27 protein-coding genes and 2 pseudogenes are annotated in these 24681 nt (G+C 72.6%); 14 read left to right on the top strand and 15 right to left on the bottom strand.

Annotated features, from left to right (window positions below; all coding sequences use genetic code 11):
- Nucleotides 1-14: 14 nt before the first annotated feature.
- Nucleotides 15-422: a hypothetical protein gene (locus tag ABEA81_RS11785; RefSeq protein ID WP_345605003.1), complete on the bottom strand. Its 408-nt coding sequence runs from the start codon at nt 420-422 to the stop codon at nt 15-17.
- Between the two features lie 233 nt (nt 423-655).
- Here ABEA81_RS11785 and ABEA81_RS11780 point away from each other — a divergent pair, with 233 nt between their 5' ends.
- From ABEA81_RS11780 to ABEA81_RS11765, 4 genes and pseudogenes are all read left to right on the top strand, one after another.
- A complete protein-coding gene (locus tag ABEA81_RS11780) occupies nt 656-2038 on the top strand; it encodes an MFS transporter (RefSeq protein WP_345605002.1) in 1383 nt (460 codons plus the stop codon).
- Nucleotides 2035-3844, top strand: a pseudogene (locus tag ABEA81_RS11775) (gamma-glutamyltransferase family protein). Before ABEA81_RS11780 ends, ABEA81_RS11775 begins: the two are co-directional and overlap by 4 nt.
- A gap of 11 nt (nt 3845-3855) precedes the next feature.
- Complete coding sequence (locus ABEA81_RS11770) at nt 3856-4740, top strand: mycofactocin-coupled SDR family oxidoreductase (RefSeq protein WP_345605001.1); 885 nt, start codon at nt 3856-3858, stop codon at nt 4738-4740.
- Between the two features lie 55 nt (nt 4741-4795).
- Nucleotides 4796-5941, top strand: coding sequence for an alpha/beta hydrolase family protein (locus tag ABEA81_RS11765; RefSeq protein WP_345604999.1), 1146 nt, complete (start codon nt 4796-4798; stop codon nt 5939-5941).
- 26 nt (nt 5942-5967) lie between these two features.
- On the opposite strand, the gene ABEA81_RS11760 is transcribed toward ABEA81_RS11765, so the two are convergent.
- The 3 genes and pseudogenes from ABEA81_RS11760 to ABEA81_RS11740 all read right to left on the bottom strand — a co-directional run.
- Nucleotides 5968-6750 (bottom strand): GntR family transcriptional regulator, encoded by a 783-nt coding sequence (locus ABEA81_RS11760; protein ID WP_345604998.1) that lies wholly within the window; start codon nt 6748-6750, stop codon nt 5968-5970.
- 103 nt (nt 6751-6853) lie between these two features.
- A complete protein-coding gene (locus ABEA81_RS11755; RefSeq protein ID WP_425570513.1) occupies nt 6854-9061 on the bottom strand; it encodes a ComEC/Rec2 family competence protein in 2208 nt (735 codons plus the stop codon).
- Between the two features lie 94 nt (nt 9062-9155).
- Nucleotides 9156-9737: pseudogene (locus tag ABEA81_RS11740) on the bottom strand (competence protein ComEC); the annotation flags it as partial.
- A 702-nt stretch (nt 9738-10439) separates the two neighbouring features.
- On the opposite strand from ABEA81_RS11740, the gene ABEA81_RS11735 reads away from it, so the two are divergent.
- Together ABEA81_RS11735 and ABEA81_RS11730 are read left to right on the top strand one after the other, a co-directional pair.
- The gene (locus ABEA81_RS11735; RefSeq protein ID WP_345604997.1) at nt 10440-10646 is read left to right on the top strand and encodes a hypothetical protein; all 207 of its coding nucleotides are present in this window, start codon (nt 10440-10442) and stop codon (nt 10644-10646) included.
- 230 nt (nt 10647-10876) lie between these two features.
- Nucleotides 10877-11872 (top strand): helix-hairpin-helix domain-containing protein, encoded by a 996-nt coding sequence (locus tag ABEA81_RS11730; protein WP_425570512.1) that lies wholly within the window; start codon nt 10877-10879, stop codon nt 11870-11872.
- Nucleotides 11873-12128: 256 nt separating this feature from the next.
- Here ABEA81_RS11730 and ABEA81_RS11725 read toward each other — a convergent pair whose 3' ends face one another.
- Nucleotides 12129-13346, bottom strand: a complete 1218-nt coding sequence (locus ABEA81_RS11725) for an MFS transporter (RefSeq protein WP_345604996.1) — start codon at nt 13344-13346, stop codon at nt 12129-12131.
- Between the two features lie 164 nt (nt 13347-13510).
- Between ABEA81_RS11725 and ABEA81_RS11720 the strand changes: the two genes are divergently transcribed.
- On the top strand, nt 13511-13903 hold the full coding sequence (locus ABEA81_RS11720; RefSeq protein ID WP_345604995.1) for a winged helix-turn-helix transcriptional regulator: 393 nt from the start codon (nt 13511-13513) through the stop codon (nt 13901-13903).
- Between the two features lie 50 nt (nt 13904-13953).
- Here ABEA81_RS11720 and ABEA81_RS11715 read toward each other — a convergent pair whose 3' ends face one another.
- The 4 genes from ABEA81_RS11715 to rsfS are packed head-to-tail and all read right to left on the bottom strand — an operon-like array spanning nt 13954 to nt 16580.
- The gene (locus ABEA81_RS11715; RefSeq protein ID WP_345604994.1) at nt 13954-14802 is read right to left on the bottom strand and encodes a DegV family protein; all 849 of its coding nucleotides are present in this window, start codon (nt 14800-14802) and stop codon (nt 13954-13956) included.
- An 11-nt stretch (nt 14803-14813) separates the two neighbouring features.
- Nucleotides 14814-15542, bottom strand: a complete 729-nt coding sequence (octT, locus tag ABEA81_RS11710; protein ID WP_345604993.1) for a diglucosylglycerate octanoyltransferase — start codon at nt 15540-15542, stop codon at nt 14814-14816.
- A 10-nt stretch (nt 15543-15552) separates the two neighbouring features.
- A complete protein-coding gene (locus ABEA81_RS11705) occupies nt 15553-16179 on the bottom strand; it encodes a histidine phosphatase family protein (protein ID WP_345604992.1) in 627 nt (208 codons plus the stop codon).
- Nucleotides 16176-16580, bottom strand: coding sequence for a ribosome silencing factor (gene rsfS, locus ABEA81_RS11700; RefSeq protein WP_345604990.1), 405 nt, complete (start codon nt 16578-16580; stop codon nt 16176-16178). Before rsfS ends, ABEA81_RS11705 begins: the two co-directional genes overlap by 4 nt.
- A 158-nt stretch (nt 16581-16738) precedes the next feature.
- Between rsfS and ABEA81_RS11695 the strand changes: the two genes are divergently transcribed.
- From ABEA81_RS11695 to ABEA81_RS11680, 4 genes are all read left to right on the top strand, one after another.
- Entirely contained in the window at nt 16739-17083 is a 345-nt protein-coding gene (locus tag ABEA81_RS11695) for a hypothetical protein (RefSeq protein WP_345604989.1), read from the top strand.
- Nucleotides 17046-17402 carry an STAS domain-containing protein gene (locus ABEA81_RS11690; RefSeq protein WP_345604988.1) on the top strand — a complete coding sequence of 119 codons (357 nt, stop codon included), beginning with the start codon at nt 17046-17048 and terminating at the stop codon, nt 17400-17402. The genes ABEA81_RS11695 and ABEA81_RS11690 overlap by 38 nt, the downstream gene beginning before the upstream one ends.
- A 45-nt stretch (nt 17403-17447) precedes the next feature.
- A complete protein-coding gene (locus ABEA81_RS11685) occupies nt 17448-17843 on the top strand; it encodes an ATP-binding protein (protein ID WP_345605060.1) in 396 nt (131 codons plus the stop codon).
- Between the two features lie 84 nt (nt 17844-17927).
- Nucleotides 17928-18506: a cupin domain-containing protein gene (locus ABEA81_RS11680; protein ID WP_345604987.1), complete on the top strand. Its 579-nt coding sequence runs from the start codon at nt 17928-17930 to the stop codon at nt 18504-18506.
- Between the two features lie 10 nt (nt 18507-18516).
- On the opposite strand, the gene nadD is transcribed toward ABEA81_RS11680, so the two are convergent.
- The 6 genes from nadD to ABEA81_RS11650 all read right to left on the bottom strand — a co-directional run bounded on the left by nadD (nt 18517) and on the right by ABEA81_RS11650 (nt 22003).
- Nucleotides 18517-19110, bottom strand: coding sequence for a nicotinate-nucleotide adenylyltransferase (gene nadD / locus ABEA81_RS11675; RefSeq protein ID WP_425570511.1), 594 nt, complete (start codon nt 19108-19110; stop codon nt 18517-18519).
- A 9-nt stretch (nt 19111-19119) separates the two neighbouring features.
- Complete coding sequence (locus ABEA81_RS11670) at nt 19120-19719, bottom strand: TetR/AcrR family transcriptional regulator (protein ID WP_345604985.1); 600 nt, start codon at nt 19717-19719, stop codon at nt 19120-19122.
- A 98-nt stretch (nt 19720-19817) separates the two neighbouring features.
- Nucleotides 19818-20177 (bottom strand): SPW repeat protein, encoded by a 360-nt coding sequence (locus ABEA81_RS11665; protein ID WP_345604984.1) that lies wholly within the window; start codon nt 20175-20177, stop codon nt 19818-19820.
- Between the two features lie 86 nt (nt 20178-20263).
- Nucleotides 20264-20884, bottom strand: a complete 621-nt coding sequence (locus ABEA81_RS11660) for an alpha-ketoglutarate-dependent dioxygenase AlkB (RefSeq protein ID WP_345604983.1) — start codon at nt 20882-20884, stop codon at nt 20264-20266.
- A 38-nt stretch (nt 20885-20922) separates the two neighbouring features.
- Entirely contained in the window at nt 20923-21381 is a 459-nt protein-coding gene (locus tag ABEA81_RS11655) for a nuclear transport factor 2 family protein (RefSeq protein WP_345604982.1), read from the bottom strand.
- Between the two features lie 61 nt (nt 21382-21442).
- A complete protein-coding gene (locus tag ABEA81_RS11650) occupies nt 21443-22003 on the bottom strand; it encodes a TetR/AcrR family transcriptional regulator (protein WP_345604980.1) in 561 nt (186 codons plus the stop codon).
- Nucleotides 22004-22199: 196 nt separating this feature from the next.
- Here ABEA81_RS11650 and ABEA81_RS11645 point away from each other — a divergent pair, with 196 nt between their 5' ends.
- The 3 genes from ABEA81_RS11645 (at nt 22200) to ABEA81_RS11635 (ending at nt 24618) form a co-directional block, all read left to right on the top strand.
- Nucleotides 22200-22439: a DUF397 domain-containing protein gene (locus ABEA81_RS11645; protein WP_345604979.1), complete on the top strand. Its 240-nt coding sequence runs from the start codon at nt 22200-22202 to the stop codon at nt 22437-22439.
- Between the two features lie 212 nt (nt 22440-22651).
- On the top strand, nt 22652-23629 hold the full coding sequence (locus tag ABEA81_RS11640; protein WP_345604978.1) for a helix-turn-helix domain-containing protein: 978 nt from the start codon (nt 22652-22654) through the stop codon (nt 23627-23629).
- A 170-nt stretch (nt 23630-23799) separates the two neighbouring features.
- A complete protein-coding gene (locus tag ABEA81_RS11635) occupies nt 23800-24618 on the top strand; it encodes an SAM-dependent methyltransferase (protein ID WP_345604977.1) in 819 nt (272 codons plus the stop codon).
- Nucleotides 24619-24681: the final 63 nt, after the last annotated feature.

Raw genomic sequence — 24681 nt, 5'->3', positions numbered from 1 at the left:
GCGGTGACAACGACTCAGCTCAACCGGGCGTCGACCTGGCTGCCGCGATCGTTCGTGACGGTGGGCAGCGGTCCCGCGCTCGGTGACGGCTCGCTGATCAGCTCGATGATGTAGTGGGTCACCGAGCGGTCTTCGAGGTTGCGGATGCGATGCGGCACGAGAGGGCCGGAGTTCCCGACCGTCTTGAAGGCGACGAACCCCGCCTCGGCCGTCTGGGAGATGGACCACTCGGGGTCCCCGAGCTCCTGCGCCTCCGCCCGTCCCGCGTCCGGCCAGAGGATGACGTGGTCGTGGACGTGCTGGTGGTAGTCGAACATCCCGTGCGGCGGCAGCGACATCGACCACACCCGGACGCGATCGTTCTCGAAGACGAGCGTGTCACCGGGCGTGGCCGGGTAGGCGGCGGGCGGTTCGTCGGTCACGGGGCCTCGATTCCTCGGCGGAGATCAGCGTCGATGGATTGCATCCTGCGCGGTAGGATTGCATCCAATCAGTGACGTGCCGCAAAGGCAAGTCCTCGGGCAATTGCATCCAGTCTTGACTTTTCGGATGCAACACGTCACGGTTGCCCGGTCGTCCGCGCCCTCTTCCCGCCGGGACGGCTTCGTCCTCGGTAGTTCCAACCGGGAGGTTTCCCTTGACGGAAGCACGTCTCGTGACGCCCACCGACGCCCGTGCGCTGCGGCGCGTGGCGGTGGCCAGTCTCGTCGGCACGACCATCGAGTGGTACGACTACTTCCTGTTCGGCACCGCATCCGCGCTGGTGTTCGGCAAGATCTTCTTTCCGACGCTGTCCGGTACCGCCGGCACGCTCGCCTCGTTCGCGATCCTGTCCGTGGCGTTCTTCGTCCGCCCGCTGGGGGCGATGGTGTTCGGCCACTTCGGCGACCGCATCGGGCGCAAGACACTGCTGGTCGTGAGCCTGCTGCTCACCGGGTCGAGCACCTTCCTGATCGGGCTCGTGCCCAGTCCGGAGACGATCGGTGCCGCCGCTCCCGTCCTGCTCGTCGTCCTGCGGATGATGCAGGGCCTCGGAGTGTCCGGGGAGTGGGGCGGCGCCGTCCTGCTGGCGGTGGAGCATGCGCCCCCAAGGAAGCGCGGGTTCTACGGGAGCTTCCCGCAGGTCGGCCTCGCGCTCGGGCTGCTGCTGGCCACCGGGGCCTTCGCACTCGTGGGTCTGCTGCCGGAGCAGGACCTGCTGTCCTGGGGGTGGCGCGTCCCCTTCCTCGCCAGCGCCGTCCTACTCGTCGTCGCGCTCTGGGTACGCCTGCGCGTGGCCGAGACCCCGGTCTTCGCCGAGGCCCGCGAGCGTGCCGAACGGAGCGCCGAACATCGCATCCCGGTCGTCGAGCTGCTGCGGGACCATTGGCGTCGGGTCGTGCAGGGCGTCGCGCTCCGGCTGGCGGGTGACGTCCAGGGATACATCGTCACGACGTTCACGGTGTCCTACATCGTGAACCAGGTCGGCGGGACCAGCACCTGGGCGACCCTCGCGGTCTCTGTCGCCGCCGCGGCATCGGTCGTGCTCATCCCGACGTTCGGCATCGTCTCCGACCGGGTGGGCCGGAAAGGGATCTACCTCGTCGGCACCGCGCTCGGGATCGTCCTCGCCTTCCCCTTCTTCGCCCTCATCGACACCGGGTCGCTTGCCGGGACGATCGCTGCGGTCGTGCTGATGTACGCCGTCGCGGGCATGGTCCCGTACGCGGTGCAGGGCACCATTTACGCGGAGATGTTCCCGACGACGGTCCGCTACAGCGGTACCTCGCTGAGCTACAACCTCGAGGGAATCGTGGGCGGCGGTATCGCCCCCTTCGTCGCCGCCGCGCTGCTGGCCTGGTCGGGCGGCGCCACCTGGCCGATCTCCCTGTACATGATGAGCGCCGGCCTGATCACCGTCGTCGCCGCGGCCCTCACCCGCGAAAGCTTCCGCAGCGACCTCCGCCGCACTGCAGCGCCTCCACCGGCCGACGCCGTGGCCACCGTTCCGGACCACGAGCAGCCCGTCCGTACGGCGTCGCCTCGGACCGCACGATGAGATCCGGGTTGAGCGCACCACCGGCCTTCACCACCCGCCCGACGCTGGAGGGCACCGTCGGCATGGCCGCGTCGACCCACTGGGCGGCGTCGGGGACGGCAATCGGCGTGCTCGAGCGTGGCGGCAATGCCTTCGACGCCGCCGTTGCCGCCGGGCTCGTGCTGCAGGTCGTGGAACCGCATCTGAACGGACCCGGCGGCGACCTGGTCGCGATCTTCACCACGGCGGCCGATGCGACGCCCCGGGTGCTCGACGGGCAGGGGTGGGCCCCGGCCGGCGCCTCCGCGGCCCGCTACCGCGCCATGGGGCTCGACCGCGTGCCCGGCGCCGGAGCGCTGGCCGCGGCCGTCCCCGGCGCGGTGGACGGCTGGCTGCTGCTCCTGCGCGACCACAGCACGTGGGAGGTCGACGACGTCGCCGCGGCGGCGATGGGCTACGCCCGGCACGGGTTCCCGGCCGCACCCCGGGTGTGCGAGACCATCGCCACCGTCGAGGCGCTGTTCCGCGACCACTGGCCCGACTCGGCAGACCTCTGGATGCCCGGCGGGCGCCCACCGGCTCCGGGACGGCTGCTCCACAACCCGGCGTGGGCAGCCACGCTCGAGCACCTGTGCGCCGCCGCGCACGGACCCACGCGTGCCGCCCGGATCGACGCGGTGCGCAGCGCCTGGGCGCAGGGGTTCGTCGCAGAGGCGATCGAGAAGTTCTGCGCGGTCCCCCACCGGCACTCGACCGGTACCGATCTCTCGGGCGTGCTCACGGGTGACGACATGGCCAGGTACCGCGCCCGCGTCACCGAGCCCGCGATCGGGGAGTTCCGCGGACACCGGATCGCCAAGACCGAGGCCTGGGGCCAGGGGCCTGCCCTGCTCGAGGCACTGGCCGTCCTCGCCGGGTTCGACGACGACGACCTGGATCCTGCGGGGCACCGGTGCGCACCTGATCCTCGAGGGGACCAAGCTCGCGCTGGCGGACCGGGAGGCGTGGTTCGGCGAGAGCCTCGGCCCCGCGGTCCGCACCGCCGATCTGCTCGATCCCGAGTACGTGGCGCAGCGCCGGGCGCTGATCGGCCAGACCGCGTCCGGCGAGCTGCGACCAGGCCGTCTCGCGGGCCGCGAACCTCGGCTCCCATCCCTCGCGGAGGAGGTCGCGGACGCACCGACGCTCGCCGGGCTCGGATCGATCGGCGAACCGACCGTCACGGTGACGGGCGAGACCCGGGGCGACACCTGCCACCTCGACGTCGTCGACCGCTGGGGCAACCTGGTCTCGGCCACCCCGTCGGGTGGCTGGCTGCAGTCCTCGCCGGTCGTCCCCGCTCTCGGCTTCGCGCTGGGCACCCGGCTGCAGATGACCTGGCTCGAGGAGGGTCTGCCCTCGACCCTCATTCCGGGGTGCCGCCCCCGCACCACCCTGACCCCGACCCTCGTGCTGCGCGACGACCAGCCCGTCGCCGCGATGGGGTCCCCCGGCGGGGACCAGCAGGACCAGTGGCAGCTGCTGTACCTCCTGCGGACCATCGTCGGCGGCTACCACCCGCAGGAGGCGATCGACGCCCCCGCCCTCCACACGACGTCCGCGCCGAGCTCGTTCTGGCCCCGGCAGCGCACGCCGAACGGAGCCGTCGTCGAGGACCGCATCGGCACGACGGTGGTCGAAGAGCTGCGCCGGCGCGGGCACGAGGTGACCCTCGCCGGGGACTGGGCGCTCGGCCGCCTCTCGGCCGCCGGGCGCGATCCGGCACGTGGCGTCGTCTGGGCTGCCGCCAACCCGCGCGGCATGCAGGGCTACGCCGTCGGTCGATGAGCAGGAACGCGATGAGGAGGAGGAACACGCACATGGGGCAGTTCGACGGGAAGGTCGCGTTCGTGACCGGCGGTGGCCGTGGCATGGGCCGCGAGATCGCCCTCGAGTTCGCGCGCGAAGGCGCGGATGTGATCGTCTGCGACATCGCCGCCGACATCGAGTCGGTCCCGTACCCGTTGGCCACCAAGGAGGACCTGGAGACGACGCGGACCCTCGTCGAGGCCGAGGGTCGCCGCTGCGTCGCTCGGGTCGCCGACGTGCGTGACCAGGCCGGGCTGGACGCCGTCGTCGCCGCCGGCGTCGCGGAGCTCGGCCGCATCGACGCGCTCGTCGCCAACGCAGGGATCTACGACTGGTCGACGAGGCCACTGTGGGAGACCACCGACGACGCCTGGTACGACCAGATCGGAGTCTGTCTCGAGGGCGTGTGGCGCAGCGCCAAGGCCGTGGCCCCCCAGATGATCGCGCAAGGCAGTGGGACGATGGTCTTCACCTCGTCGAACGTCGGGCAGGAAGGCTCGCCCTTCTCGGCGCCCTACGTCGCGGCCAAGCACGGCGTGATCGGGCTCATGAAGACCGCAGCGCTGGAACTGGCCCGCTACGGGGTGCGCGTCAACGCGGTTCTGCCGAGCACCACCGACACCAAGATCAACGATCACCCCGCCGGCTGGAGCCGCGCAAGCGGAAAGCCCGACGGCACCCGCGAGGACTACCTGAACGCGGTCCACCACTGGACGTTGCTGCCGAACACCGGTGCCCTCCCGCCGGCGGCCACGGCGAAGGCGGTGTCCTGGCTGTGCTCCGACGCGGCGGCCTTCATCACCGGCATCGGTCTCCCCATCGATGCCGGACACCTGCTCCTTCCCGGCCGCAACCCCTGGCCCGTCCGCGACTGACCGGAGACCGGACCACCGCGGCGCCATCACGCGCCCGTGACGGAGGCACGACTGCATGAGCAACAACCGAACCGGACCCTTCTGGGTGGACAACCCGCTCTGGTCGTCCCAGCTGCGAAGGCTCATCGCCTTGGCCGGCCGTGGCGGTGCCGACCTGATCGAGGCATCGTCCGCGGTGGCCGACGTCGCGTCCGGCGACCACCACGGCTGGTACGCCGCCTTCCACGAGCTCGCGGTCCGCCTGGAGGCCGACGGCGAGGCCGTGACGAAGACACACCCGATCGCCGCCCGCGACGTGCTGTGGCGCTCGAGCATGTACCACCGCAATGCCGCCGCGTTCCTCATGCCATCCGATCGCCGATCGCTCGAGTCTCTGGACGGGCGCCGGCGAACGTTCCGGGCGGCGGCGGAACTGCACCCCGTTCCGATCGAGCCCGTGGACATCCCGTTCGCCGGTGGCGACCTACCCGGCTACTTCTGCAGTCCGAACCGAGCCACTGGATCCGAGGCACCGGCGGTGATCGTGATCGGGGGCACCGACGGCGCCGCCGAGGAGATGTACTTCGCCGTCGGGCGCGCGCTGTGCGATCGCGGCTACGCGGTTCTCGTGTTCGACGGGCCGGGCCAGGGCGAGGCGCTCCGGCGTGGCGTGGTGGCCCGGCCGGACTTCGAGGTGGCCGTCTCCGCCTGCGTCGACCAGCTCCGCGGGCGGGCCGATGTGGACCCCGACCGGATCGGGCTGATCGGGCACAGCCTCGGCGGCTACTACGCAGCGCGCGCCGCGGCCCGCGAGCGACGCCTGCGTGCCACGGTCGTGTGCAGCGGCCCGTTCGACTTCGGCGGCACCGTCGCTGCCCGCATCGAGCAAGCCCCACCGGACGATCCCGGGGTCGCGTTCCTCACCCGCCTGTACACCGAGATCACCGGCACCACCTCGGTGGCCGAGGCCCTCGCGGTGCTCGCGGACTTCCACGTGCGCGATCTCGCCGTGGACATCCGGGCTCCGCTGCTCGCGGCGTATGGGGAGGACGATCCGCTGGTCGGCGTCGCCAACGGCGAGCGGCTCGTCGCCGCCGCGGGCAGCACCGACAAGGAGCTGATGGTCTTCCGCTCCGGCCGCCCGGGCAGCACACACTGCCAGCAGGACGCACCCGTGGTGGCCGAGTACCCGATCGGCAACTGGATCGAGGAACACGTCTGACCGGCGGCCGCGACGCCGCGGCCGCCTCAGCGGGCCAGTGGCTCGTCGGGTTCCGCGCCATCCCGCAGGAGGCCCTTCCCCTCCATCCAGTCCACAGTTGCCATGACCGCCCGCCGGATATGGGCCGTCATCAGGCGGCGGGCGGTGGCACCGTCGTTCCGGCCGATGGCCTCGGCGATCTTGTCGTGCTCCGCGAGGTTCTGCCGGAGGAGCCTCTCCCGCCCCGAGTAGGCGAGGTACGACGAATTCGGCGGCAGCCGGTGGTGGATCTCCTGGATGCTCACCCGCAGCTGCCGATTGCCGGACGCCTCGAGGATCAGGTTGTGGAACTCGTCGTTCGCCGCGACCCATCGCGCAGCGGTCTCCGCGTCGCGTTCCTGGCTCGGCTTCTGCACGAACTCCTCGATCGCATCGCGGAAGCCGCGCCAGGAACCGCGAAGCTGCTCGAGCTGCTCGTCCGTGATGCGCTCGGCCGCCAGCTGGGCGGCGAAGCCCTCCAGTTCGGACCGCACCTCGCCGAGCTCGCGGATGTCGCGGCTCGAATGACCGTTCACGCGGGCGCCACGGTTCCGGACGATCGTGACGATCCCTCGCGCCTGGAGGACATGCAGGGCCTCGCGTATCGGAGTACGGCTGATACCGAACTCCGCGGCGAGGGCCTCGTGGCGCAGCCACGACCCGACCGCGATCTCCCCGGTCAGTATTCGGCGCTGCAGTGCCTGCGCGATCGCGACGCTGGAGGTACGACCCTTGCCTGCGCTCGTGGACTCGAAAGACCAGTCGCCGGGACCCGGACCTCGCGCGCCCATGACACCTCACCTCTGGACCGGACTCGCTCGACAACGCGATCCCAGCCTAGCATTGCATCCACTTCACCAAGTATGGATGCAACTTGTGATCTCATCTAGCTGATCAATTGCGCACGGGCGGCACCAGCGGCCTCCAGCTTCGGATCGTGCTGCAGCGACTGTGGTCATGAAGGCCAGCCTCCTCGACACCCAGCCGACCCGCACCCGCCGTCCTCATCGCGGCGCCGGCAGCGGTGAGCCGCGGGAGACGAGCTCGAGACGCGGCCGAGCTGCCGACCACGGCGACATCGCCCGCGAGGTCGGTGCGACGCACCGCGGCGCCGGCCCGCTCGAGACCGCCCACCAGGCCCGGATCGGGATGGCGGTACCCGTTGCCGGCGCCCACGCTGACCAGCACCGCACGCGGAGACACGGCGTTGAGGAACGCCACCGACGTGTACCGGCTCCCGTGATGCGGCATCTTCAACACGTCGGCGCGCAGGTCGGCTCCGGACGCGAGCAGGTCGGCCTGCGCGGCGAGCTCCACGTCGCCGGTGAGCAGCACGGTGCCCGCGGGGGTGCGGGCGCGCAGCACCAGCGAGCCGTCGTTGACCGCCGAGCCGTCGTCGCCGTCGACGAACGCGGCGGGGTGCTGCGGACCGATCACGTCGATGGTGAGCGCAGGCCATTCGAGCCGCCTGCCCACGGCGAGCCCGACCAGCGGGACACCGCCACCCGCCGCCGTGCCGGCGACCTCGCGCAACGCCCACCCCGGCTCACGCACCGGGCCGACCGCCACGCCACCGACGGGGCGGTCGCGCAGCGCGCCCGCGAGCCCGCCGACGTGGTCGGCGTGCAGGTGGCTGAGCACGACCAGGACGACCCACCCGGGCCGGCCCGTGGCGAGCACGATCGCATCGCCCTGACCGACGTCGCAGGCGAACACCGCCCACCTGGGAGGCGGCCACCCCGGCGGCACGACGCGGGTGGGCACGAGCACCAGTGCGAGCCCCAGTGCGACTGCGAGGAGCAGCGCCCGCCACCGCGGGGACCGACCGAACCACAGCAGCCCCAGCACCAGCACACCCAGCAGGACGGCGCCCGGTAGCCCGTCGCGCCAGCCGAGCACCGCGCCGGGCACGGCCGCGGACCGGTCGGCCACCAGCACCAGCCACCAGACGGCGGGCCCGGCCACCCACGCGCACGCCTGCGCCGGCACCGCACCGAGCGGCGAGACCACCGCGGCGAGCACACCCAGCACCGTGGCCGGGGCGACGGCGGGCACCGCGAGCAGGTTGGCGACCACCGCGACCGGGCTGACCTGTCCGTTCAGCCCCGCGATCAGCGGGGCGGTGGCGAGGAACGCCGCCGCCGGAACGGCGAGCGCCTCCGCCACCCACCGCGGCACGCCGCGCCGCTGCAAGGCGGCCGACCAGCCCGGGGCGAGCAGCACCAGCGCGGCGATGGCGAGCACCGACAGCGCGAACCCGGGGTCGACGGCGAGCGCCGGATCGGCCAGCAGCAGCACCAGCACCGCCGCCGCCAGCGCGGGGACCGCGGACCGTCCCCGCCCCATCGCCAGCGCGAGCAGCACGACGGCCGCCATCGCCGCCGCGCGCACGACGCTGGGCGACGGCCCGCCGCGAGCATCCTCACGGGCCCGGACCAGATCACGGGCTGCTTCCTCGGCCTCGGAAGGCACCCGAACCCCGGGAAGCTCACCGATGCGCAGCAGCCGAGCCAGCCGCTCGGCATCGCGGCGATCGGTCTTGACCTTGTCTCCGGGCGGGCGCTCCATCTTCGAAGGCGCCACCACCTCGCACCGCACATCTGCCGCAGCCAGCGCCCGGGCCAGCCCGAACCCCGTGGGGCCCGCCTCATAGGCCACCACCACCGGACCCGCCAGCCGGCCGCCCGGGCCGGCCAGGGCGACGACGCGGTACTGCAGGGACGGCCCGCTGCCCATGACGAATGCACCCAGTGCCAGCAGGAGCAGCGCCACGAGGAACGGGCTCGTGCCGAAGAGGTGGAGCGCGGCCAAGGATCCCGTGGCGCCGACGGCCGCCACGATGAGGGTGCGCCCGGCATCCCGGTCGGCGAACCGGCCGCCGCCGAACGAGCCCACCGCGGTGGCCACGCCGTAGGCGAGCAGGAACACGCTAATCAGCGCGCCGGATATGCCGGTGACCTCCTGCAGGAACGGCACGATGTAGGTCAGCGCGGCGAAGGCGGCCCCGAACACCAGTGCGCACAGGGCGAGCACGGCGAGCACCCGTGGGGCGAAGGCGTACCTGACCTGGCCGTCGGCGAGGCCGCCGCCGGTGTCGGGCACGGACGGAACCAGCGCCACCGTGGCGATGAGCGTGATCGCGAGGTATGTGGTCTGGCAACACACGTGTCTGACGTGCTTTCTCCCCGGACACCGCGAGGAGGTGGGTGAGCCCCGCGGCCCGGAAGTCCGCCTCGACCTCGGGGGTGAGCCGGGTCGTGTCGCCGATCGCCAGGCCGGGCAGCAACCCGCCCGGCGCGGGCGGCAACACGCCCGCGGCCTCTCGCAGCCCGGCCCGCAGCCCGCCCGCCGCCTGTTGCCACCACGGCGGCGCCGAGACCTCCCCCGGCGGGCCGCGGACCCGCAGCACCGCGACCGTGAGGTCGCGCCGGCCTGCCGGGGCGAGCAGCCCGTGGGCGGTGGCGGCCTGGCCGGGGAGCAGCGCGGCCCACCCGTCGGCGGGTGCGATCAGCAGCACCCGCCCGCCCACCGCCCAGCCGGCTGCGCCGACCTCGGCGCGTTGCAGCACCGCCGGCACGAGCACCTGGCTCGCGTCGCCGGGCCGGGCCCCGTAACCCGGGCTCCGCAGCGGCCGCGGGTCGTCGGCGACGACGACCCGCAGCCCGGCCGCGGCACCTCCCTCGGCGGGGCCGCGCAACGGGTGCTGCACGACGAGCAGCGTGTGGGCGGTGACAACGAGCGCTGCCGCGGCCGCGCTGCCGCCGGCCGCGATGATCATGCCCGCTCGGGCGGCGCCCCGGTGCCGCGTCGCCGTGATCCCGACGAGCAGCACGCACCCGAGCAGCACGACCACGCCCGCGACCGGCCCGAGCGTGATGCCCAGCAGCACGACGGCCCAGACGGCGAGCGCCGCCGGTACGAGCCGCAGGTCGGGTGGGCGGCGCACCGGGTCGAGGTCGGGGGCCCGAAAGCGGACGGGGAGCGTCACGTGCCCGACGCTATGAGCGATCGGGCGTGGGGGGCGTGGCTCGCGCGAACCTGTGGATGGCCGGACCGCGAGGTGGACAACTCGCCGCCACCGCACACCGACCCGCCCCGACCGTCGGTCCGCCCCACCACGCTGGATACCGGGGGGCGGCGCCCGCCCACCCCAACCGTTTCGCTCTGTCGCGGGTCGTACCCGGCACGGCTGCGGCCCCCGGAGGACCGAAGACCTCGAACCGGCTCCGGCACCGGACGCCGATGCCCGCGGCCGTCGTGATCGGGGTGTGCGCGGTGGTGTTGTTCGCCGCGGGCGTCGGGACCGCCGTCCTGGTCGGGGGCGTCGATGCCACGCCGCAGTGGATGCGGAGGTTGGCGGCGTGCCTCGCCGTGGGGCTCGCGATCACCTACCTCGTCGGCACGGCCGAGTGGGCGGTGGACGCGTGGACCAGCAAGCGGGCGTGCACACATCGACGCGGGCCGGTTCGACGATGCCGCCGTGGCGCTGCACGTCTACGTGAAGCAGCTGGAGAAGATGGTCGGGCCGTACGACCCGCTGGCCCTCCGTTGGACCTTCACGTTCACCCGCGTGCTGCTGCACACGGGCCTGCGCGTGCGGGCACTGGCGCTGCTCGCGCTCGTGATCGACGGCGGCTGTCCGTGCTGGGCACGGACCACCCGGAGACGCGCCGGTCGCTCCGGCTGATGGTCGGCCACAGCGACCCCACCGCGCCGATCGAGGCCTGGTGGCGGGGGTGATCGTGCCGGCGGCCCCGACCGGCTCGGCATGGTCGTGGATCGATGCGGCCCGGCCGTGCGCCGATGGCACCGACAGCTCCTCCGGTGGCGCGACGAGTTGTCCACCTCGCCCCACGGCCATCCACAGCTCACGAGGACATCCGTCCACCGCGCTCGCACGGACCTACCGTCGGCCACATGACGCGATCCGAGTTCCTCGTCCTGCCCGAGTCGCCCGATCCGGAGGGTGGTCCCAACGGCGGTTCCGTGGGTGCAGGAGGCGTGTGGCCGCCGCTCCGGCCGGAAGGTGTGCCGCCCGCGCGTGACCGGCTCGATCCACCCACGGTGCCGATCCTGTTGGCCGGTCTGCGCGACGCGCCACCGCGAGCGGGGCCCAGGCGGTCGCTGCACCGCCTGGCGCCGGACGACGAAGCGGACGGCATCGAGCCGCACCCCCGCCCGGCGCCCAACCCGGAGCCGCCGGGCCGCATCGGCGCCGTGTTGCGCCGGCTGGCGCCCACGGCATGGCGCGGGGCGCGTGTCGACCCCGGCCGGCCCGGTGCCACCGCACTCGCGCTCGTGGCGGCGGTCGCCGCCGTGGTGGCGGCCGTGGGGGTCTGGTTCGAGCGGCCACGGGCGGAGCCGGTGCCCGACCTGCCCGCGCTCACCGTGTCGGCGGCCGAGACCGCCGCGTCGGCGGCTCCCGTCCCGGCCGCCGCCACCACGGCCGCGGCGCCGGCCGCACCACCGGCCCTCCTCGTGGTCAACGTCTCCGGCAAAGTCCACCAGCCCGGCCTGGTGGAGGTACCGGAGGGAGCCCGCGTCGCCGACGTGCTCGAAGCGGCCGGTGGGGCGCTTCCGGGCGTCGATCTGTCCGCGCTCAACCTGGCGCGGCGCGTCGCCGACGGCGAGCAGGTCGCGGTCGGGGTTCCGGCTGCACCGGACGCAGCCCCGGCTGCGGCGCCCGGCACCCCGCCGCCGGGTGCAGGCGGAGCTCCCGCCGGCAAGGTCGACCTCAACTCCGCCACCATCGATCAGCTGGACGCCCTTCCCGGTGTCGGACCGGTCACGGCCCAGCGGATCCTCGAATGGCGCACTCGCAACGGCCGGTTCACGCGCGTGGAGCAGCTGCGGGAGATCGAGGGCATCGGGGAGCGGCGGTTCGCGCAGCTGCGGGACATGGTCACGCTGTGAGATCCCTGCGGTTCCGGATGACCACCCGGCCGTCGTGGATCCGCGGCAGACGGTCGGCGGTCGATACGGCGGCGGCGCACCCGCGCTCCGCCGGCCCCGGGAGCGTGACCGACCAGTGTGGTCACGGAGCCGGCTGGAGGAGCGCCGGCGCGGATCAAGCCCGGAAGGCAGCGGCCGAGCGGCGCCGGGCGCGGTTCGGTCCGGGTCGGAGCCTGCCGTGGGACCACGTCGCACCGACCGGGACGCGTTCGAGGTCTCAGTCGACGTCGGTGCGTGCACGGCGGTCGGGCACGACCCGGTCGACGAGCCAGATCAGCAGCGCGGCGCAGGCATAGCAGGCACCCGCGACCGAAGCGGCGGGCCATCCCATGCGCTCGTAGAGGGTCGAGGTCGTGACGGCGCCGAGGGCCGAGCCCAGGGAGTAGCAGATCATGTAGGCCCCGATGGTGCGGCTGCTGGAGCCCGGGTCCCTGGCGACGACGAGGTTCTGGTTGGTGACGTGCACGGCCTGGACGGCGAAGTCGAGCAGCACGGCACCCGCGGCCACGAGCCACAACGCGTGCCCGGCCTGTCCGATGAGCCACCACGACGCGATCAGCACGACCAGCGACGCCACCGTGACCGCGCCTGCTCGGCCGCGATCGGCCCACCGACCGGCCCGTGCGGCACCGAGGGTCCCGGCCAGGCCCGCGAACCCGAACAGGCCGATCTGCGCCGGGGAGAGCCGCCACGGCTCGTCGCTCAGCGGCAGGGCCATACCACTCCAGAGCACGCCGAAGGAGGCGAACAGGAAGAACGCGATCAGCGCCCGCGTCCGGAAGACCCGGTCGGTCGCCCCGAGGACGAGCACCGAGGCGACCGCCCGCCCGTACGGGCGCGGTCCCGGGCGCGGCTGGTCGTCGGGCAGCGACATCCAGGTCAGAACGGCCATGACCACGGCCACGGCGGCGGCGCACCCGTAGACGCCCCGCCATCCGGCGATGCCAGCGACGAACCCCGCGGCGGTGCGGGCCATGATGATCCCGACCACCACCCCGGAGGTGACGGTCCCGAGGTTCCGGCCGCGCTCCGCGGGAGGGGACAGCGCGGCGGTGTAGGCGACGGCGATCTGGACGACCACCGAGAAGACACCGGCGAGCGCCATCCCGGCGTAGAGCGCCGCTGAGGTCGTCGCGGTCGCCACCACCGCGGTTCCCACCGCGATCAGCAGCAGGTGCGCCGGGATGAGCCACCGCCGGTTCAGCCAGTCGCCCAGTGGGACGAGCGCGGCGAGGCCGACCAGGTAGCCCGCCTGTCCGACGGCCACCACCCAGCCCACGTGCCCGGTCGAGATCGACATGTCGGACGCGACGCGCTCGAGCAGGGGCTGGGCGTAGTAGACGTTCGCCACCGACACCGCGCACAGGACCGCCAGCAACAGGCGGCGCGACGGGGTGAGGCCGATGGTGGGCAGCGTTGGTGTCGAGGGCAGCACCGGGATCCGATCGGTAGTAATATGCAACCAATCAGCAACGTAGGCGCAAAGGTAGTAATATGCAACCGACTGAGCCCGAACGCGTGCCGTCAGGCACCTCGGAACACCGGGCCACCGCGCCGTCGAGCGGGTGGTCCGACCCTCATTGCCCCGTCGCGCGCGCCGTGGATCTCGTCGGTGACCGGTGGAGCCTGCTCATCCTCCGCGATGCCGTCGGCGGCACACGGTCGTTCACCGACTTCCAGCGCAGCCTCGGCGTCGCCAAGAACATCCTGATCGACCGGCTGCGCCGCCTCGTCGACCACGGCGTCATGCGCCGGCAGACCGCTCCGTCCGGGAAGCGCCACGAATACGTCCTCACGGACTCCGGAGAGCGGCTCTTCACCGTGATCGTGGCCTTGCGCCAGTGGGGCGAGGCGCATGCGTTCGAGACTGGTGAGCCGCACTCGGTCTTGGTCGACGACGACACCGGCACCCCGGTTCCGGCGCTGCGCGTGGAACGGTCCGACGGCGCCGTTCTCACCGCTGCCAACACCCACGTCGAGAAGCTCACGTGACGAGCGATCGACCACGGAGCCGAGCACCGGCGGGCCCGGGGCGGGCCCGTTCAGCCCTTCGGCACGACGACCACGCCGAGCAGGCCCGGCCCGACGTGTGCCCCGATCACCGCACCGACCTCGGACACCAGCAACCGCGCCACCTGGGGCAACCGCTCCCGCAGCCGCGCGGCGACCTCCTCGGCGCGGGTGGCCGCGGCGAGGTGGTGCACCGCGAGGTCGACCGGCCCGTCCCCCGCCGCCCGCACCGCGAGCTCCACGAGCCGCTGGGCCGCGCGGGCCGTGGTGCGGACCTTCTCCAGCGGCACGATGCGGCCGTGCGCGACGTGCAGCAGCGGCTTGACCGCAAGGGCGGTGCCGACGAGGGCGGCGGCGGCGCCGATGCGCCCACCGCGGCGGAGCCGGTCGAGCGTCTCGACCGAGAAGAACAGGCGGCACCGCGCAGCGACGGCCTCGGCGGCAGCCGCGACCTCGTCTCCGTGCGCCCCGGCCCGGGCGACCTCGGCCGCGGCCAGCACCGCGAAGCCCAGACCCATCCCGGTGGACCGGGAGTCGACGACGCGCACGCGGTCCAGGCCGAACTCCTCGGCCGCCAGGCGGGCCGCGTCCCACGTGCCGGACAGCTCCCGCGACAGGTGCACCGACACCACCTCGTCGGCCCCCCCGTCGAACGCGGCGCGGTAGCAGTCGGCGAACTCGGCCGGCGCCGGCCGCGACGTCTGCACGTCGAGGTGCCGGTCGGCGAGTGCCGCGGACAGCTCGGCGGCGTCGATGTCGATGCCCTCGCGGCCGGCCCGGTCGCCCAGCCGGACCTCGAGCGCGACGACACCGATCCCCTGGTCCTCCGCCACGCCCTTCGGGAGGTACGCGGTGGAGTCCGTGACGACGGCGACGGGCACGACGCCGGAGCCTAGCGCCCCAACAACCCGGCACACGCCTCCCCGACCGCGGCGTGGGCGTCCCAGCCCCAATGCATCCCGTCGGGGTTGCCGTGGCCGCCGAGCACGTGGTCGGTGACGAGGGCGGGCAGGTCGAGCAGCGCCACCCCGGACTCCTCGGCCCACCTCCGGGTGGCCCGCTCGCCGGCCGCACGGCCCGGGTGCAGCGACGCGTAGCACTCGGCGCGGTGCGGCGGCGGGAGCACGGCCACGACGGGCAGACCCGGCCGGACCGCGAGGACGGCGCTGCGGCACCGCTCCAGGTACCGCACGGTGAGCCGCGGGGGCAGTGCCACCGGGCCGCCTCCGGGCAGGACCGCGGCGAAGGTCCGGGCGAGCACGGGCTGCGCACGCAGGTAGGCGGCACGGACCCGGCGGCGCAGCCCTTCCGGCCGCAGCACGGGGATCAGCTCGCGCAACGCGGTGGGCAGCGGGGACGGGAGCGTGTCCATCCCGCCCACTCCCAGCACGAGCGCATCGGCGGCCGGGAGCACGGCCCACACCCGCGGATCGGAGATCAGCGCATGCCACGCGTGCCGCGCGGTCCACCCCGTGCCCGCGACGATCTCCGCACGCGCGCCGAGTGCGGCCGCGGCGACGTTCGGCCACAGCCGCGGGTCGTCGGCGGGTTCGGGCCGCTCCGGGCCGTGGAAGGCGAGGGAGTCGCCGAGCACCAGCAGCACCGGGCCGTTCACCGTCACGGCCGGGCGATCACGTACCGACACCGACGTTGTACCCGGCGAGCCGCCAGCGCGGGTGGTCGTCCCGGCGAGCCAGCGCGGCCCACCGGCAGTTGCCCATCCCGCCGATCGCGGGCCAGGCCGTGGCGGGCAGCGCCAGCAGCCCGCAGACCAGCCCGGCGATCAGGCCGCCGTGGGCGACCAGCACGACCGTGGTCTCCGGTCCCGATGAGCCGTACTCGTCGTCCAGCTCCTCGACGACGGGCAGCGAGCGGCGCACCACCTCGATGCGGGACTCCCCGCCCGGCGGTGCCCACCCAGGATCCGAGCGCCAGGCGGCGATCGCGCCGGGCCAGCCGTCCTCGATCTCGGCGACCGTGCGGCCCTGCCATTCCCCGAGGTGGGTCTCCCGCAACCGGGCGTCGAGCTTGACCGGCCGGCCGCACGCCGCGGCGACGAGGTCGGCGGTGTCCACGGCCCGCCGCAGGTCCGAGCTGATCAGCCGGTCGGGTGTCAGCCGGGCGATCTCGGGGGCCGCGGCGCTCGCCTGCTCGACGCCGGTCTCGGTGAGCATCGAGTCGAGATGCCCCTGCATGCGGCCGTTCACGTTGTAGTCGGTCTGGCCGTGGCGCATCAGGACCAGCCTGCGCAGGCTCACCCGGTCGGTCCCGTCACATCGGTGGATGCGCCGGAGTCGACGACCGCCTCGGGGAACGCGACCCGCGGGCAGTCCTTCCACAGCCGGTCCAACCCGTAGAAGCCGCGCTCCTCGGTGTGCTGGACGTGCACCACGACGTCCACGAAGTCCAGGAGCACCCAGCGCCCCTCGCGCGTGCCCTCGCGGCGCGTCGGTTTCGCGCCGTGGCGGCGCAGCTTCTCCTCGACCTCGTCGACGATGGCCTGCACCTGCCGTTCGTTGGGCGCCGAGGCGATCACGAAGCAGTCGGTGATCACGAGCTGGTCGGACACGTCGAGCACGACGATGTCCTGCGCTTTCTTGTCGGCCGCGGCGGCCACGGCCACCCGGGCCATGTCGAGCGCGTCGTCGGTCGCCGTCACCCGTTCCCCTTCCCCGGCGGGTCGCGCCCACCTGCTCCCCACCCATTGTCCCAGTCCCGCTCGGCGGCGCGGGTAGGCGGTCCGGCGCGAGGTGGTTTCCCGCGCCCGCGAAGTGGGAATGGGGTCGGTGTGCGGACGTCCGAGGGCTGCGAGGGCAGATGACTGCGACCAACGAGGCGACCGACGCGACCATCGGCGACGAGCAGGCCGCCGAGGCGGCCGAGCACCCCGCCCGCACGGACGCCGCTTCCGCCGAGGAGGCGGAGCAGCCAGACGGTGTAGCAGCGGCCGCCGCCCGGGACGTCGCGCGGTTGCTCGACCGGCGCGGCCTGCGTGAGGTCGTCGCGCTCGCCCACCGCGTCGTGCGCGAGTCCACCCGCCTTACCACGACAGGGGGCCCGCGATCGGACGACACGGATGCCAACCGCTGTACGCTGCGCCAGCATGAACGGCCCACTCGGCGGGGTGCCGCCGGCCGAGCAACTGATGACGATCGAGCGTGACGACCGCAACGGGTGCCTGGTGCTGGTCGTGCGGGGCGAGGTGGACCTGAGTACGGGAGGACGGCTGATGGAGGCCGGCAATGAGGCGCTGCACGAATCGGCGCAGCGGCCGGTGATCCTCGACCTCACGAAGGTCGACTTCCTCTCCTCGTCCGGGCTCGGCCTGCTCGTCGCGCTGCACGACGACGGCCGAGAGCTGGGCGCACCGCTGCGGGTGGTCGTCGATCCGACCCGGCCGGTGATCCGGCCGATTCGCACCATGGGTCTGGACGAGGTGCTGTCGCTCTACCGCACCCTCGACGAGGCCCTTGCGGCCTGAGCCTCTCTCGTGGGCCCGCTGCATCCTCCGGACGACGTGATCTCGATGGTGCTCATGGCCGATCCGGTGTCGCTCTCGGTCGTGCGCGAGCGGTTCCGGCGGTGGCTCGGAGCGCTCTGCTGGCCCGCACGCGAGGTCGACGACGTCGTGATGGCCGTGAACGAGGCCGTGACCAGCGCCGTGGAGCACACCCACCCCTCGGCAATCGGTGCGGAGGTGCGGGTGGCCGCGCGCCAGTACGCCGAACCGGACGGCGGGCGGCGGGTCCTCGTGGCCGTGGCAGGGGGTGAGCACTGGACGCCCGAGCCCGAGGGTTTCGAGGGACCCGGCCTCCTGATGATCCACTCCTGCATGGACGCCATCGAGGTGACCAAGGAGGCCGACGGCACCACGATGCTGCTGACGAGTGCGAAGGTCCCCCCGCTGCGCCAGGAGTTCTGAGTACCAGCGGAGGAACCGGGCCACCCGCGGTTCATGTGCCGTCGGCGTGCGGTGGACCGCCCGTCGGGTGCAGACTCCCGGCCCATGACCGGTACCGAGCCGAACCCCGCGTCGCGAATCGTCACGCCGGTGGTGACGACCCCGCAGACCCAGCGGGCGATCCCCTTCCTCGGCCAGGCGTACCGCGTGCGGGTCTCCGGGCAGGACACCGGCGACACCTTCGCCGTGCTGGACACCGAGGCCCTGCGCGGTCACGGCAGCCCGATGCACCTGCACCGCCACGACTGCGAGACCTTCCTCGTGCTCGAGGGCACGCTGCGGCTCGTCGTGGACGGAGAGGAGTACGAGGCCTGCGCGGGCTGCGCCGCTGTGCTGCCGGCCGGGCGGCCCCACGGCTTCGTCGTCACCAGCGAGGCGGCGCGCTACCTGACCCTGCACCACGGGCCGGCGTTCGAGCGGTTCGCGGCGGCCGCAGGCGAGGGCGGTGCCACCCCCGACGTCTCACGGCTGACCGAGATCGCGGCCGCGCACGGCATCGACATCATCGGTCCCCCACCCGCGCCCTTAGCCGTCAGGGTTGATCGGGGTACATCGTGGCCCAGCCGGTTCACCGCACCCGCGAACTCACCGGACGCCGACCGGCTCACGGCGGTGGGCGGCTGACTCGTGCCGGTCAGGACGCCTGGTCGCGGTAGAGGCGGCGCTTGGAGATGTACTGCACCACCCCGTCGGGCACGAGGTACCAGACCGGGCGCCCGTTCGCCACGCGCCTGCGGCAGTCGGTGGACGAGATCGCCATCGCCGGCACCTCGACGAGCGAGACCGCACCGTCCGGTAGGTGGTCGTCGTCGAGCGTGTACCCCGGCCTGGTCACGCCCACGAAGTGGGCGAGCCGGAAGAGCTCGTCGAGCCGCTCCCAGGTGAGGATCTGGGCGAGCGCGTCGGCGCCCGTGATGAAGTACAGCTCGGCGTCGGGGTACTCGGTGTGCAGGTCGGTGAGCGTGTCGGCGGTGTAGGTCGGGCCGGGACGGTCGATGTCCACCCGGCTCACCGAGAACATCGGGTTGGACGCGGTGGCCACGACCGTCATGAGGTAGCGGTCCTCGGCCCGGCTGACGGTGCGGTCGGACTTCTGCCACGGCTGCCCGGTCGGAACGAAGATCACTTCGTCCAGGCCGAACCCGCTCGCCACCTCGCTGGCTGCCACGAGGTGCCCGTTGTGGATCGGGTCGAACGTCCCGCCCATCACCCCGATCTTGCGGTGCACCGCCAAAGACTAAGCGACACCACTTCCCACGCCGGCTCCGGCGGCCAGCGCGTCGGCGAGGAACCGCAGCTCGCGGTGCATCGTCTCCTGCCCGTCCCCGGCGTGCCGCGCCACCGAGTGCCGGTAGCTGATCGCCGAGGCGAGCAGCTGGGCCGCGCAGTCGACGTCGGCCCGCGGGCAGCCGTCCGGACGCGCGGCCGCGACGACGTCCCGGATCTGCCCGACCATGCGCTGGAAGCGCGCCTGCAGCGCGTCGAGCACCGCTGGGTGGGTGTCGGACTCCCGCCACAGGAGGTGGGAGAGCACGGCCGACGAGTCGAGCGCCCGGTCGAACGCGTCGACGAGCTGGTGCAGGCTGGCCGCGACGTCGCCGGGCACGACGACCGCGGCCACGTCGATGCGGTCCTCGGGCAACCGCTCGACCAGCGCGGACAGCAGGTCCGGCTTGCGCTTGAAGTAGTAGTGGACGAGGCCCTTCGGCACTCCGGCCCGCTCCGCGATGCGCGACGTGGGCGTGGCGTCGAAGCCTCCCTCGGCGAAGAGCTCCTCGGCGGCCGCGAGGATTCGCTCGCGGGCTGCGGGCTCCTCCGGCGGTGCGACGTCGTTCATGCGCTCCTCACCGGCCCATCCTGTACGCGCGAGATGGCCGCGGCCAACCCTGGCCGCGGCCGTCTCGGTGTTCCGTGGTGTTGCGTCGGTCTGCCCGATCAGTGCTGGCCGGCGAGCCCCCGGTGGTCGGCGTTGGCTGCGGGCAGCGCGGCCAAGCCCACCGCGACCGTGAGCACACCCGCGATCCAGGACGTCCACGCCGCGCCCGCCATGTCGGCGTACGCGAACACCCACGGCGAGATGAACAGCAGGACGCCCAGCACCGCGTGCACGTACTCGCTCGCCACCGAGCCGGGCTGCGCGAGCGACCACAGCGCGGCGACGGCGATCAGCACGCCGAACACGATCAGCGACCACAGGGCGGCGGTGTCGGTGGTCACCACGATCGGCGACAGCGCCGTCAGCACACCGATCACGAGTGCCGCCCAGTCCTGCCACCGATGCCATGTCCCGGTCATGAGACTCACCCTTTCCCTCGTGAGGAGATGACATCATCATGCGCTTTGACTGGCCGCCCGGTCAACATGACGTACGGAACACTCGATCAGCGGACGTATGCGTGGCGGAACTGGATGCTGATCCGCGGGGCGGCCGCGCGCGTCTTGGGCACGGAGTGCTGCCACGTGCGCTGGCACGAGCCGCCCATCACCAGCAGGTCTCCGGGGCCGGGCAGGTACGCGACGGACGGCCCACCCCCCATCGGCCGCAGCCGGAACGGGCGCACCGCACCCAGGGATACGAGCGCGACGACGGCCTCCGGCAGCTCGCGCGCGACGCGGTCGCCGTGCCAGGCGACGCTGTCGGCGCCGTCGCGGTAGAGGTTGACGCCGACCTGCGTGAACGGCACGCCGTAGCGCACGCTCAGCACGCCGGCCATCTCGCACAGCTCGGTCGGGGGCGCCGGGCCGTCGTCGAGCCGCCAGCGGTGGGTGAGCCGCGGCTCGGGGACGACGCGGTCGTACATGCGCACCTCGCGCCCCGACCACGGCGTCTCCGCCAGCAGGCGGGCGAAGAGCGCGTCGGCCCCGCGGCACCAGCCGGGCGCGTGGTCGACCCACGCCCCCTCGGCGAGCTCCCGGCGGTGCAGCGCGGCGAACGACCGGTCGAGCTCGAGCGCGGGCGCGTCGAGCAAGGAGGGTTGCCAGGCGAGGTCGCGTGCGGCCATGCCGCCACGCTACCTCGAATCGAACATCAGTTCGACCACTATTGCAGCGGGATCTCCAGATCGCGCTCGCCATCCGGGCGTGGGCCGAAGATCCGCCGCTCGGACTCGTCGATGACCAGGTCGTTGATGCTGGCCTCGCGCCGCACCATCAGGCCGTGCTCGTCGAACTCCCAGTTCTCGTTGCCGTAGCTGCGGTACCAGACGCCGGCCGCGTCGCGGCACTCGTACTGGAAGCGGACGGCGATGCGGTTGCCAGCGAAGGTCCACAGCGACTTGCGCAGCGCGTAGTCGAGCTCCCGCTCCCACTTCTCGGTCAGGAACTCGACGATCTCGGGGCGGCCGCGCAGGAAACGGTCCCGGTTGCGCCACACCGAGTCCTCGCTGTAGGCGAGCGCCACCCGCTCCGGGTCGCGCGTGTTCCAGGCGTCCTCGGCGGCTTGCACCTTCTGCTTCGCGGTTCCGAGGGTGAACGGGGGCAGCGGCGGGCGGTCGGCCATGGGATCTCCTCGCGTCGAGAACGTGCGTTCTCCAGGAGCGTAGAGAACGTGCGTTCTCCCTTCAACTCCCGCGGAGCAGCACCTCCGCCGCCGCGCGCGCCTCCGCGGCCGGGGCGTCCGTGCCGAGGATGCCGGCGGTGACCATGGCGCCCTCGGCGAGCAGCACCAGCTGGGGACCGAGCCCGGCCGGCAGGCCGGCGTCGCCGACCAGACCCGCGACGTAGCCGGCGAAGGCCCGCTTGTGGGCTCTGGCCTGCCGGCCGACCGCGTCCGACACCGCCCCGAGCTCGCCGAAACCGTTGATCCACGCGCAGCCCCGGAACCCGGGCTCCCGGAACCACGTGCCGAGCCAGTCGAACACCGCGAGGATCCGCTCGCGCGGGTCCGCCACCTCCTCGACGGCCGCCGCGAGCCGAGCCCGCCACCGGACGTCGCGGCGCTGCAGGTAAGCCTCGACCAGCTGCTCCTTGGCCGGGTACAGCGCGTAGACACGCTTGAGCGGCAGGCCCGCGCCCGTGCGGATCTCGTCCATGCCGACCGACTGGATCCCGCGGGCGTAGAACAGCTCCTCCGCGGCGTCGAGCAGGCGGGTACGCGCGGTCGCGGTGTCGAGCGGCGCCATGGCAGGGTCCTCGTCGACGGGAACGGGCGTTCTCCACGCTACCGCCGTCACACCGGAGCAGACCATCCTCCACGTCGTCCGCTGATCACGGCCTTGCGGGACATGGCGCTCTCGACTCCCGAGATCGACCGCTCGGCGCTGCAAGTTGCAGACGCATGTGCGCATGCATAACCATCTGCACATGCAGTCACCATCTGTGAGCAACGGCCATCCACTGCGGTGGCGCAAGAGCAGCGCGAGCAACCCGAACGGCAATTGTGTGGAGCTGGCGGAAATCGCCGATCGTCACGTCGCGATGCGCAACTCGCGTTACCCGACCGGCCCGGTGGTCGTGAGCAGTCGCGCTGCTGTCGGAGCGTTCGTGCGCGGCGCCCGGAACGGGGAGTTCGACGACCTCACCCGCGATGCTGCTGAACGGGATGCCGATCCCCGGTAGACGTGATCATGCCTCAGCGATCATGAATTGACGGCCGGCAGTGACCTCGCCGGTCGCGGGGCACGGTCGTCCCGGACGGGCAGGACGACCTCGAAGCCCAGGCGACGACACGCCACGCCGGACCGCGGACCATTCCGTCCAGCGAGCGTGCGCGGCTCGCCGCCTCGACCACTCGCCGTATCCACCGATCCGCGCAGGCGCGAAAGCTGGTAATGTCCGCCGGGCGCCTTTTGGGGCTGTTGGCCATAGGGAGGGTCATGATCGGCGTGCCCGACGATGCGGACGCCGGGTCGTTCGCTGCGTCGTTCGACCTACCTGGCACCTCCGGGGGCAGTAGAGGCGGTCTGCGGCACGGGCCGACCGCGCGGCGCATCGCGCTCGGTGGGGCGCTGCGTCGCCGGCGCGAGGTCGCGGGCCTGTCCCGATCCGAAGCGGCCTACGAGATCCGCGCCTCCCAGGCGAAGATCAGCCGACTCGAGGCGGGCCGGGTCGGGTTCAAGGAGCGCGACGTCGCCGACCTGCTCACCCTGTACGGGGTGCAGGACCCGGCGGAGCGGGCCAAGTACCTGGACCTGCTCGGCGAGGCGAACTCGCCCGGCTGGTGGCACCGCTACTCCGACCTGTTGGACAGCTGGTTCGAGACCTACCTCGGGCTGGAACAGGCCGCCTCGGCCATCCGGAACTACGAGGTCCAGTTCGTGCCCGGGCTCCTGCAGACGGAGGATTACGCACGCGCGGTCACGAGGTTGGGCAACACCGACGAGGCCGTGATCGAACAGCGTGTGGAGCTGCGGATGCGGCGCCAGGAGCTGTTGGACCGCGAGAACCCGCCGAGGTTGTGGGCGGTGGTCGACGAGGGCGCCTTGCGGCGGCCACTGCTCGGGCAGGAGCAGACCCGCGCCCAGATCACTCATCTGATCGAGATGAACGAGTTGCCGCACGTTTCGCTGCAAGTGGTGCCGTTCTCCTACGGTGGCCACCCTGCGGCCGGCGGCCCCTTCGCGATCCTGCGGTTCAACGACCCCGAGTTGCCCGATGTCGTCTACCTCGAACAACTCGCCAGCGCGCATTACCTGGACAAGCGGAGCGACGTCGAGTATTACCTCGCGGTGATGGATCGGCTGTGCACGTTGGTCGAACCTCCAAGCCGAACGGCTCCGATCCTCGAGGCCATCCGTGCAGACATGTGACACGGCGTCTCCACAATCGAGCGACCAGTGCAGCAGCCCAAGTTCAGACGAGACGACCACTATTCCATCGGAAGCCGGATCGCCTCGCACAGGACCCCCTCCAGCCTGATCCGTCTTTCCGCTAGGTTGAAGCGACCACAAAGTTGGACGACGCTAGGAGTGAGTGTCACGTGACCGAACCGTGGGAGCCACCGGTTTCCGAGCACCGAATCCGGCTCGACGTACCGGGCGCCGCCCGGGTGTGGGACTTCTTCATGGGCGGGAAGGACAACTACGAGATCGACCGGGCCGCCGGCCAGGCTGCCCTGTCGATGTACGACTTCGCGCGGCTGGCGCGCGATTCTCGCCAATTCCTCATCCGGGTTGTGCGGTACCTGGCCCAGGAGGCAGGGATGCGGCAGTTCCTGGACATCGGATGCGGGCTTCCCGTCACGGAGGGGCAGAACACCCACCAGATCGCTCAGTCGATCACACCCGAAGCACGGATCATCTACATCGACAACGATCCGATCGTGCTGACGCACGCGCGGGCGCTGCTGGTCAACACCACTTCGGAGGGCGTCACCACTTACGTCGACGCGGACTACCACGATCCGGGCCTGGTCCTGGACCACGCGAAGAGCGTGTTGAACTTCGACGAGCCGATCGCGGTCATGTTCATGGGTTCGCTCGGATACGCGCGGGACTACGACGTGGCGAAGTCGGTCGTGGGGCAGGTGATGGCCGGGGTGCCCTCCGGCAGCCATCTCGCGTTGTGGGACGAAGATGACAGCACCCCCAACGTCGAGGAGATATTCGGCGGCTACGCGGCATCCGGTGCCGTGCCGTACACGCCTCCGCCGGCCGAGAAGATCCGTCGATGCTTCGAAGGGCTCGAGGTGGTCGAGCCCGGTCTGGTCCCCATCACGCAGTGGCGGCCGACCGTAGCGTCCGTCGGCGGGGAAGCGTCCTCGGACCCGACCACGGGCGGCGTAGCGCGAAAGCCGTGACGCGCCGCGAGCACGGGCACCGCGGGTAGACGCGGTCGAGCGGCAGGCCCGGAGCCGGCGCGG

Origin of the sequence: Pseudonocardia adelaidensis (genome assembly GCF_039543345.1) — a bacterium.
GTDB classification, from domain to species: Bacteria; Actinomycetota; Actinomycetes; order Mycobacteriales; family Pseudonocardiaceae; genus Pseudonocardia; species Pseudonocardia adelaidensis.
The sequence above is the reverse complement of the archived record's forward strand: the minus strand, read 5'-3'. Positions and strand labels throughout refer to the sequence as shown.

Excerpts from the sequence above, each read along its gene's own strand:
- ABEA81_RS11770 (WP_345605001.1), top strand. The coding sequence starts at position 3,856 with ATGAGGAGGAGGAACACGCACATGGGGCAGTTCGACGGGAAGGTCGCG.
- ABEA81_RS11765 (WP_345604999.1), top strand. The coding sequence starts at position 4,796 with ATGAGCAACAACCGAACCGGACCCTTCTGGGTGGACAACCCGCTCTGG.
- ABEA81_RS11760 (WP_345604998.1), bottom strand. The coding sequence starts at position 6,750 with ATGGGCGCGCGAGGTCCGGGTCCCGGCGACTGGTCTTTCGAGTCCACG.
- ABEA81_RS11730 (WP_425570512.1), top strand. The coding sequence starts at position 10,877 with ATGACGCGATCCGAGTTCCTCGTCCTGCCCGAGTCGCCCGATCCGGAG.
- ABEA81_RS11695 (WP_345604989.1), top strand. The coding sequence starts at position 16,739 with ATGACTGCGACCAACGAGGCGACCGACGCGACCATCGGCGACGAGCAG.
- ABEA81_RS11685 (WP_345605060.1), top strand. The coding sequence starts at position 17,448 with ATGGTGCTCATGGCCGATCCGGTGTCGCTCTCGGTCGTGCGCGAGCGG.
- ABEA81_RS11680 (WP_345604987.1), top strand. The coding sequence starts at position 17,928 with ATGACCGGTACCGAGCCGAACCCCGCGTCGCGAATCGTCACGCCGGTG.
- ABEA81_RS11670 (WP_345604985.1), bottom strand. The coding sequence starts at position 19,719 with ATGAACGACGTCGCACCGCCGGAGGAGCCCGCAGCCCGCGAGCGAATC.
- ABEA81_RS11665 (WP_345604984.1), bottom strand. The coding sequence starts at position 20,177 with ATGACCGGGACATGGCATCGGTGGCAGGACTGGGCGGCACTCGTGATC.
- ABEA81_RS11660 (WP_345604983.1), bottom strand. The coding sequence starts at position 20,884 with ATGGCCGCACGCGACCTCGCCTGGCAACCCTCCTTGCTCGACGCGCCC.
- ABEA81_RS11655 (WP_345604982.1), bottom strand. The coding sequence starts at position 21,381 with ATGGCCGACCGCCCGCCGCTGCCCCCGTTCACCCTCGGAACCGCGAAG.
- ABEA81_RS11650 (WP_345604980.1), bottom strand. The coding sequence starts at position 22,003 with ATGGCGCCGCTCGACACCGCGACCGCGCGTACCCGCCTGCTCGACGCC.
- ABEA81_RS11640 (WP_345604978.1), top strand. The coding sequence starts at position 22,652 with ATGTCCGCCGGGCGCCTTTTGGGGCTGTTGGCCATAGGGAGGGTCATG.